Origin of the sequence: Mesorhizobium sp. M7A.F.Ca.MR.176.00.0.0 (assembly GCF_004023165.1) — a bacterium.
In the GTDB taxonomy this organism is placed as follows: Bacteria; Pseudomonadota; Alphaproteobacteria; order Rhizobiales; family Rhizobiaceae; genus Mesorhizobium.
In genome coordinates this window covers 1-7,861 of sequence record NZ_RZTC01000177.1, presented here as the reverse complement: position 1 = coordinate 7,861, position 7,861 = coordinate 1, and the positions used below count along the sequence as shown (strand labels likewise).

Here is a 7,861-nt window from a genome sequence, read left to right as displayed (position 1 = left end):
CAGACCTTGCCCTTCGCCTGGGGTTGGCGCGGCGCACAGGCGTCGATGTGAAAGCGCATCATCAAGCCATAGCGCCGGTAGGTGGCGTTGATCGTGCCCCAGGCGCCGGCCCCGTGAGCAATGGCTGTCTTCTCATTGTCAATCCGCACGGTCGCCGCGACGCCGCCCAGACGGGTGAAGCAGGCCGAGTGGCACGACAGCCATGACAGCATGTCCTTGGCTGTCGACCAGACGATCGCCTCCTTACGGCTCCACGAAAGTACCATGTGCAGGGCCAGCAGATCGATCGGCACATTCCCGATAAGAACGCCTGGAAAATGCGCCCAATCCACCTGCGCCTGCGCCCCGGCTGGCGTCTCCACCCGGCGCCGCGCACGGAGCGCCGGGGCTGGATAGGCGCTCTTCCAGAACCGCTCGATGGAGCGGAGGCTGCCATCATAGCCATGTTCCACGCACAACCATTCGTGAAGCGCAGCAAGGTTGAGTGCGACGCTCGTTTGCTGGGAGCGCCAGTGCTCGATCGCCTCGCGCAACGCTTCAGCCTTGAAAGGCTGCCGTGAACGACCGTCCACCGCGCCGGTCTTCATCCGGGCCACGTGGTAACGGACCGTTCCCTCAGTCACTCCAAGAAGACGAGCAATCTCGCTCTTCGCTGTGCCCCGCGCCAATGCCTTGATTGCCATGCGCGCCTCCAGGTCGAGCCGCCTCATCTGCCCCTCCAGATCCCTCAAAGGTCTGGAGCAACAAGATCAGCCGAAGACGACTGCTCGTAAATCTGGATGTCGCCTTATCCTTCACATCGCACGTCGCCCTACACCATAGGCCCGCATGATCCGCCCATTGAGATCGGCGACCAGCTCACCGATCGCCTGATTGAGTTCAACCAGGCTGAAGAAGCGGCGGTTGCGAAGGCGCGCCAGCACCCATCTCTGGGCAATTTGGACCGAAACTTCGACTTTTGCCTTATCGCGGGCCTTGTACGGCCGGGCTGGCAGGATTGTGGTGCCATAGTGCCGGGCCATATCCTGGTACGTACGGTTGAGGCCGGGATCATAGCGGTCGGGGTTGGTCACAGCCGCCTTGAGATTGTCGCAGACCGTGATGGTCGCCACTCCGCCGAAGGCGGCGAACATGCCGACATGGCAGCCGATCCAGTCGCCCAGCCCTTCGCTCGGCCGAGCCTCGCAGTAAACATAGCTGGAGGCTCCCAATGCGCCGACGAACAACTTCATAGCCTGAGCTTCGCCCGTTATCGGGTCGACGATATCGATGGTGTCGCCGGCGTAGTCGACAAACACCTTCTCACCGGCGGCGTGGCGTTGGCGCATCGTTGGCGACACGCGCTGCTTCCGATCGTGCGCTCGCTCAATCCCGACGCCGAACTGATCGAGACAGATTTCGCTCGGGTCCCGCTGGACAAGGTTCTGAACACAGGCCGTTTTGATTTCGAGAAGGCCGAGCAGCATCCGCTCTGGTTCAAGGAACTGAACGGCTTCAAGGACCACGTGCCCGAGACCGAAGAATACGGCATCCGCTCATTCGTCTATCGCGAGCGCCGCCCCTTAGATCCGATGAAGCTCAAGGCCTTCATCAACAAGTCCTGGCCCGGCATTGTGCGAGCGAAGGGCTTCTTCTGGCTGGCAACGCGTCCGCACTATGTCGGCGAAATCAGCCAAGCAGGAGCACTGATCCGCACCGGCAAGCGCGGTCTTTGGTGGGCCTCCGTACCGAAGAACCAGTGGCCGGATCATCCGGAATGGAAGGCCGCAATGAAACCTTATCTCGACCCGATCTGGGGAGACCGAAGGCAAGAGATCGTTTTCATCGGCTGCGACCCGATGGATGAACGCCAAATCCGCTCCGACCTCGATGCCTGCCTCGTCAAGGAAAAGAACTTCATACCCGGCCACTGGCGCGATCTTCCGGATCCATTCCCGAGCTGGGAAAGGCAGGCTGCATGAGCGCTGACGCTCTAGCTGGGTTTCCGACTGAAAATGTTGGCAACGCAGTCCACTGGTTGGCTGCCAGGCACTGTGCGGATGTCCAGTTCGCGACTGCGATGAACCGCCGTTGCAACGACGTGTCGACTCCAATAGCCTTCTTCGCGATGGTTCCGCGGTGCGCAAGCGCCGGGGTGAAAAGGGAACATGGTGAAGCCTTTCAGGCCAATGCCATGGCTGCCCCCGCAACTGTAAGCGGCGAGCAAAATCCGACACGCCACTGGCCGGAAGGCCGGGAAGGCAGGATGGCGCTGAGACCCGCGAGCCAGGAGACCTGCCATCAGCGAGAATTGACCGGACGGGGTGTGCCGGGAGGAAGCTCGAAGGCGGCCTCAATCCGTCATGCGCGCCATCCTTCCGTGCCTTGAAGAGGAGGTGACGGATGGAGAGCGTCGATTTAGGGCACAGTCCCGAGCACAGCATCATCGTCTGCATCCGCTGCCCCGGCCGGCGTGCGATTGACGGGAACCCCGGCTTGCGACTGATATCTATGCTGAATGCCGTACTGGACGGGGAGCCGGGCCGCCGGTTCCACATAGCCGAAGCCGACTGCATGGCCGGATGCGACAGACCGCTGACCGTTGCCTACACAGCCGGCGGCAAGGCCAGCTACCTCTTCGGCGACATCGATTCGGACCGTGACGCTCCCCACCTGATCGACTTCGCACACCTCTATCATGGGCTGCCGAATGGTTGGTGCAGGGAGGGCGAGCGTCCCCTTGGTCTCGCCGGCAAGACGCTGGCGCGCATTCCTGCGGTCCTCGCCGCGCGGGTCGCGTGATGAGCACCGTCATGCTCGAGGCGCACGATGTCGGTTTCCGTTCCCTGGCAGGGCAAAGCCTGGTCGAGGATGTGAGCCTGAGGGTGGAGGCGGGCGACCGGCTGGCAATCATCGGGCCGAACGGCGCCGGCAAGACGACGCTGCTCAGGATGCTCGCGGGAATGGTTCGGCCGGGTTTGGGTGAGATCAGGCTTGGAGGCCGCCGTCTCGACCATCTCGCCGCTATCGATCGTGCCCGCAAGATCGCCGTGGTCGGCCAGTCTGACCAACCGGATCCGCGCCTTGCGGTGATAGACTATGTCGAGCTTGGCAGGGTTCCGCATGTCGGCTTGCGGAGAAGGAGCGAGGAACGCGACATTGTCGTCGAGGCTCTGAAGCGGACGGGCATGTTGAAAATGCTTGACCGCGTGATCGGCTCGCTGTCGGGCGGGGAGCGCCAGCGTGCCCAGATCGCCCGCGCCATCGCGCAGGAGCCGAAGGTTCTTTTCCTTGACGAGCCCACCAACCATCTCGACCCCCGGGCGCGGGCGGAGATTCTGGAACTGGTCGCGGAACTGGGTGTCGCGGTTGTCGCCGTCCTGCATGATCTGTCGCTTGTCGCTCCGTTCGCCTCCCGTGTCGCGGTGATGAACGGGGGACGTCTGGTTGGCCTCGATTCACCGGCCAGGACGCTGACGCCGGCCCTCGTTCGCGAAGTCTTTTCCGTCGACGTGCTGCGTCTGCCGCACCCCGTGGAGGACCGTGAACTCACGATCTTTGACATTCCCATCCGCCTTTCCGTCTACCCCTGATCCACTGGAGGATTTGCACTTGAAACGTCTTCTCATCTGTCTTGCCGCTACGCTTGTCACCTCCGCCGGCTGGGCCTTCCCGGTGACCGTCGACAGTTGCGGCACGCCGCTGACTTTCGATGCTGCGCCGAAGCGCGCCGTTATCCATGACCTCAACATGACCGAAATGGCCTTTGCGCTCGGCCTGCAGCCCTCCATCGTCGGCCTGACCGGCATTACGGGCTGGTACAAGGTCGGGCCTGAGTTCACGGCCGAACAGGGCTCGATCCCCGAGCTTGCTCCCAAATATCCGACGCTGGAGAACCTGATTTCGGTCGAGCCCGACTTCTTCTTCGCCGGCTGGTATTACGGTATGAAGCCGGGCGGCGATGTGACACCCGACACGCTTTCCCCGCACGGTATCAAGACACTGGTGCTGACCGAAAGCTGCGTCCATCTCGACAAGAACCGGCCGGCTTCGTCGATGGACCTGCTCTATGGCGACGTGGAAAAGCTCGGCAAAGTCTTCGGCAAGGAAGTCGAGGCAGGAAAACTGGTCGCCGGCTGGAAAGAGAGGCTTGCCGACATCACGGCCAAGGTCGGAGACAACAAGGGCACGCGGGTGTTCCTCTACGATTCCGGCGAGGACAAGCCTTTCACCGCCGGCAAGTTCGCCATCCCGACTGCCATGATCTCGGCCGCGGGCGGCGAGAACATCATGGCCGACATGGAGACGAGCTGGGGCAACGCGGATTGGGAAACGGTTGCCACCCGCAATCCAGAGTTCCTGATCCTGCTCGATTATCAGGACGATGCCGGTTACCAGAAACTGCTCGATTTCCTGAAGGCGCATCCGGCGATGAAGGAGACCGATGCGGTGAAGAACGAGCGCTTCGTAGCACTACGCTATGCCGAGCTGACGCCCGGTCCAGCCAATATCGAAGCGATCGACAAGATCGCCAAGGCGATGCATCCCGAAGCCTTCTGAGCGTGACGCCCAGATTCTATGGCATGGCGATCGGCACAGGCGTCGCGACGGCGATCGTTCTTGCGCTTCTGTCGATCGCCTGGGGCTCGACGCTCATCCCGCTGCGAGACGTAGTAGCTTCGCTGGCCTATGCGACAGGACTCGGCGGTGAAGCACCCTCGGGCCCGGTGGGAAAGATCGTCGTGGACCTGCGTCTGCCGCGGACGCTGCTGGCGATCTGCGTGGGGACAGGCCTCGGCGTGGTCGGCGCGCTGCTCCAGACCGTCACACGCAACGATCTCGCGGATCCCTTCCTGTTCGGCCTGTCGTCGGGGGCGGCAGGCGCGGTGTCGGTCATCACCGTGTTCGGTGACCACTTCGGCACCTGGACTCTGCCGATCGCCGCCTTCACCGGCGGCATGCTTGCGGCCATCATCGTCTTGCTGCTGGTCAGCCGCATCCATGGCCAGGGGCCGGAGCGGCTGATCCTTGCCGGGCTCGCCGTCTCCTTCCTGTTCACTGCGCTCACCAACTATCTGGTCTTCTCCGGCGACCAGCGCGCGGCGCATTCCGTGCTGTTCTGGACCATGGGCGGACTCGGCCTTGCCCGCTGGGACAATATCGGGCTCGCATCACTTGGTGCCGCGGGTGTCGTCGTCTTCGCGCTAGGCAACCACCGCAAGCTCGATGCTTTCCTCGCCGGAGAGAACACGGCCGAGAGCCTCGGCGTGCAGGTGGCTCGCTTCCGTATGCTCACCTTCGTGGTAGCCGCATTCGCGTCCGCCATTCTGGTCGCGGTGGCGGGCGTCATCGGCTTCGTTGGCCTGATGATTCCGCACCTCGCCCGCCGTGTGGCAGGCCAGTTGCATCTGCGCCGGGTCGTCGCCTGTGCGGTGTTCGGAGCAGTGTTGCTTCTTGCCAGCGACCTCTTCGCCCGAACCCTGCTTCCGCCGCAGGAACTGCCGATCGGCATCGTGACGAGTTCCATTGGCGCATTCTTCGTGGTTTCGATGCTCATCAACAACCGGCTTTGACGTCGCGGATACAACCGGGGAAGGTCGACGCTATTCGCACCGCCGTTCTTGATGCTCGTCCTCGGGACGAGCATGCACAAGATCTGGTCCAGCTTACAACGAAGGTCCGCCGTGCTGCGCTCTTTTGAATGGCTCCGCACGGCCGCACGGCGGACCTCACTGCAGCGCCGGTTCCAAAAGTGTTGCATGTCCACATAACTGCGTTCACAGATTCGATAGATCCCAAGAAGAAGCGAAAAGACAAGTGGCTCTTCACAAAGAAGGACGAGCCGATCTTCTGCATTGCTGGAATCTGGCGTGACACACCGGAGGTCGGCGAAGCCTTCACCATGCTGACGATGGAGCCTGGGCCCGATATCGCGCCCTATCATGACAGGCAGATTGGGTCGATCAAATACACCGAGCGCCTGGCCGAGGTCGGCGTCGAGCCGTCGGTTGGCAGTGTCGGCGATTCCTACGACAATGCGCTCGCCGAGACGATCAACGGCCTATACAAGGCTGAAGTGATCCATCGGCGCGGGCCGTGGCGCTCCTTCGAGGCCGTCGAGTTCGCGACCCTGGAGTGGGTCGACTGGTTCAACAATCGCCGGCTGCTGGAGCCCATCGGCAACATCCCGCCGGCGGAAGCCGAGGCACGCTACTACGCCATGCTCGAAGAGCCGGCCATGGCAGCGTGACTCAAACGAAACGGCCTCCGGCAAACCCGGCGCGGTTCAGACCGCTTGCCTACACCCACACCAATAAAAGACCCGTGCACCAACGCCGGTGCACTCCAATCCCATCCGGTTAGTTCTTGGAAACGCAGCATGCTTGAACTGACGTACAAACGAACGAGTGCACAAATGCACAAACGACTAAAGGTGACAAAGCCATATATCCTGCCAAGCCAAGCCAAGCCAAGCCAAGCCAAAAGTTGGATGTGACGCGTTGTTGACTTAGCGATCCGGGCAGCCCTTTGCAGAACGCTAGAGTTGTGCCCTTTGAACTGTAGAGAGAGCCAACGGCTGCACAGAAGCTGCGACTCTGCGCGAGCTAAGGGAGACATCAAAAGATGCCTTTTATTGCACCGAAACGGCAACTGTGCCGTTTCGCGATTATAAAAATTGCGGTCCAATAAGGATGAGCGCCCCTCTCTATATAAGCCTCATTGCGTCCCCGCATTCACCAAGGACAATCGAGTCTCCTCTCCATCCTTACTCTCGCCTAAACACCAAAAACAGTTCTTTCTTCCATCACGAAACACAACTAAGCGCCCTCGGCGAGTATGAGCTCAGTGTTTTGGGGCGGCGAGTGTCCTCTGTACAGAGGCCGCACACTCGAGCTAGTGGACCACATCGAGAACGCGTTCAGCACGAACGCGCTCATCCAACTTGCCCCACCGGGGACACGTCTCCTGTATGTCTATATGCCGGCTGAGGCTGCCAGGCAATGTCTTGAAACAGGACGCCTTGATCACGTTCCGCTCCACCTACGCTATTGCGGGAGGATCGTGGCGATTGAGGTCCCGCCGTATGACACCAATTGCTCTCGTCAACGCGTGGCGGGCTTCTACCGACAAGCTGGATGTTCCAACGCCGAGGCTGCCGACATGGAATTTTTCGTCGCAACTCCCAGCATCCCCCCATGGGCAACTATGGGCCAACTTTCGCCGTATCAGCACCAACTCAATACGAGGTATTGTCGCGCAGCCGGCCCTTGCAATGTGGTGCTGATTGGGCCGGCACTGTTTTGTGGTTAGGATGAGGGACACTAGCGGGACCGGAGTTCTGTTTGACCTGGCCGATGCATAAGTTAAAACAACTTACTTTTATTCTGTAATGTCTTTCATGTCTGTTTTTGTTTTGTCTTGCTTTTGAGGTGTATGGCGCTTTAAGCGTCTTTGTTTCATTTGTTGCTGTTCGTGTTTTCGTTAGTCATGCTTTTGAGCACATGGTGTCATGTTGATGTACCGTTCACTGCATTTAATAAAGGCCAGGCACGTTTGCACGTCTATATTCTTCTATATTCGCATTGAGTCATTTTATGAACGAATTGATACAATGTAATATGCGCGGAATAGGTTACAAGCGCAAATCAAAATATACCGGTCTGTATGCAGAATATTCAATAGTACTCTAAGCGATATCGTCAAAATGCTGATACTTAACATTATTGCAACAGAAATATTATATTCGCCATCGGAACCTCTCTGAGGTAGACTGAAAGCGACGTCATATGTCGTGCGAGACTCGCGCGAAGCGCGAGACGGAAGTTGCCACCTTCCGTCTCGCACGACATTTACATCAGGATATATCCTGCCGCCGCAGCGT

At 60.0% G+C, this 7,861-nt stretch carries 5 protein-coding genes, 4 pseudogenes and 1 riboswitch; of the genes and pseudogenes, 7 read left to right on the top strand and 2 right to left on the bottom strand.

What is annotated here, in order from left to right:
* Positions 1 to 710 (bottom strand): DDE-type integrase/transposase/recombinase (locus tag EOB59_RS32555; RefSeq protein ID WP_164895822.1); only part of this gene is annotated, 710 nt, incomplete at its 3' end.
* A 105-nt stretch (positions 711 to 815) separates the two neighbouring features.
* Positions 816 to 1,349 (bottom strand): annotated as a pseudogene (gene istA / locus EOB59_RS32550) (IS21 family transposase); the annotation flags it as partial.
* 3 nt (positions 1,350 to 1,352) lie between these two features.
* Between istA and EOB59_RS32545 the strand changes: the two are divergent.
* From EOB59_RS32545 to EOB59_RS32515, 7 genes and pseudogenes are all read left to right on the top strand, one after another.
* Positions 1,353 to 1,961 (top strand): annotated as a pseudogene (locus tag EOB59_RS32545) (GTP-binding protein); the annotation flags it as partial.
* Positions 1,962 to 2,091: 130 nt separating this feature from the next.
* Positions 2,092 to 2,297: riboswitch (cobalamin riboswitch) on the top strand.
* Between the two features lie 85 nt (positions 2,298 to 2,382).
* Positions 2,383 to 2,781, top strand: a complete 399-nt coding sequence (locus EOB59_RS32535; RefSeq protein WP_095488781.1) for a DUF1636 family protein — start codon at positions 2,383 to 2,385, stop codon at positions 2,779 to 2,781.
* Positions 2,781 to 3,572 (top strand): ABC transporter ATP-binding protein, encoded by a 792-nt coding sequence (locus EOB59_RS32530; protein ID WP_095488780.1) that lies wholly within the window; start codon positions 2,781 to 2,783, stop codon positions 3,570 to 3,572. Before EOB59_RS32535 ends, EOB59_RS32530 begins: the two co-directional genes overlap by 1 nt.
* Positions 3,573 to 3,591: 19 nt before the next feature.
* The gene (locus EOB59_RS32525; protein ID WP_095488779.1) at positions 3,592 to 4,539 is read left to right on the top strand and encodes an ABC transporter substrate-binding protein; all 948 of its coding nucleotides are present in this window, start codon (positions 3,592 to 3,594) and stop codon (positions 4,537 to 4,539) included.
* Positions 4,540 to 4,562: 23 nt separating this feature from the next.
* A complete protein-coding gene (locus tag EOB59_RS32520; RefSeq protein ID WP_128290153.1) occupies positions 4,563 to 5,552 on the top strand; it encodes an iron ABC transporter permease in 990 nt (329 codons plus the stop codon).
* A 203-nt stretch (positions 5,553 to 5,755) separates the two neighbouring features.
* A pseudogene (locus EOB59_RS35730) lies at positions 5,756 to 5,935 on the top strand (SOS response-associated peptidase family protein); the annotation flags it as partial.
* Positions 5,936 to 5,938: 3 nt separating this feature from the next.
* A pseudogene (locus EOB59_RS32515) lies at positions 5,939 to 6,229 on the top strand (integrase core domain-containing protein); the annotation flags it as partial.
* Positions 6,230 to 7,861 lie beyond the last annotated feature (1,632 nt).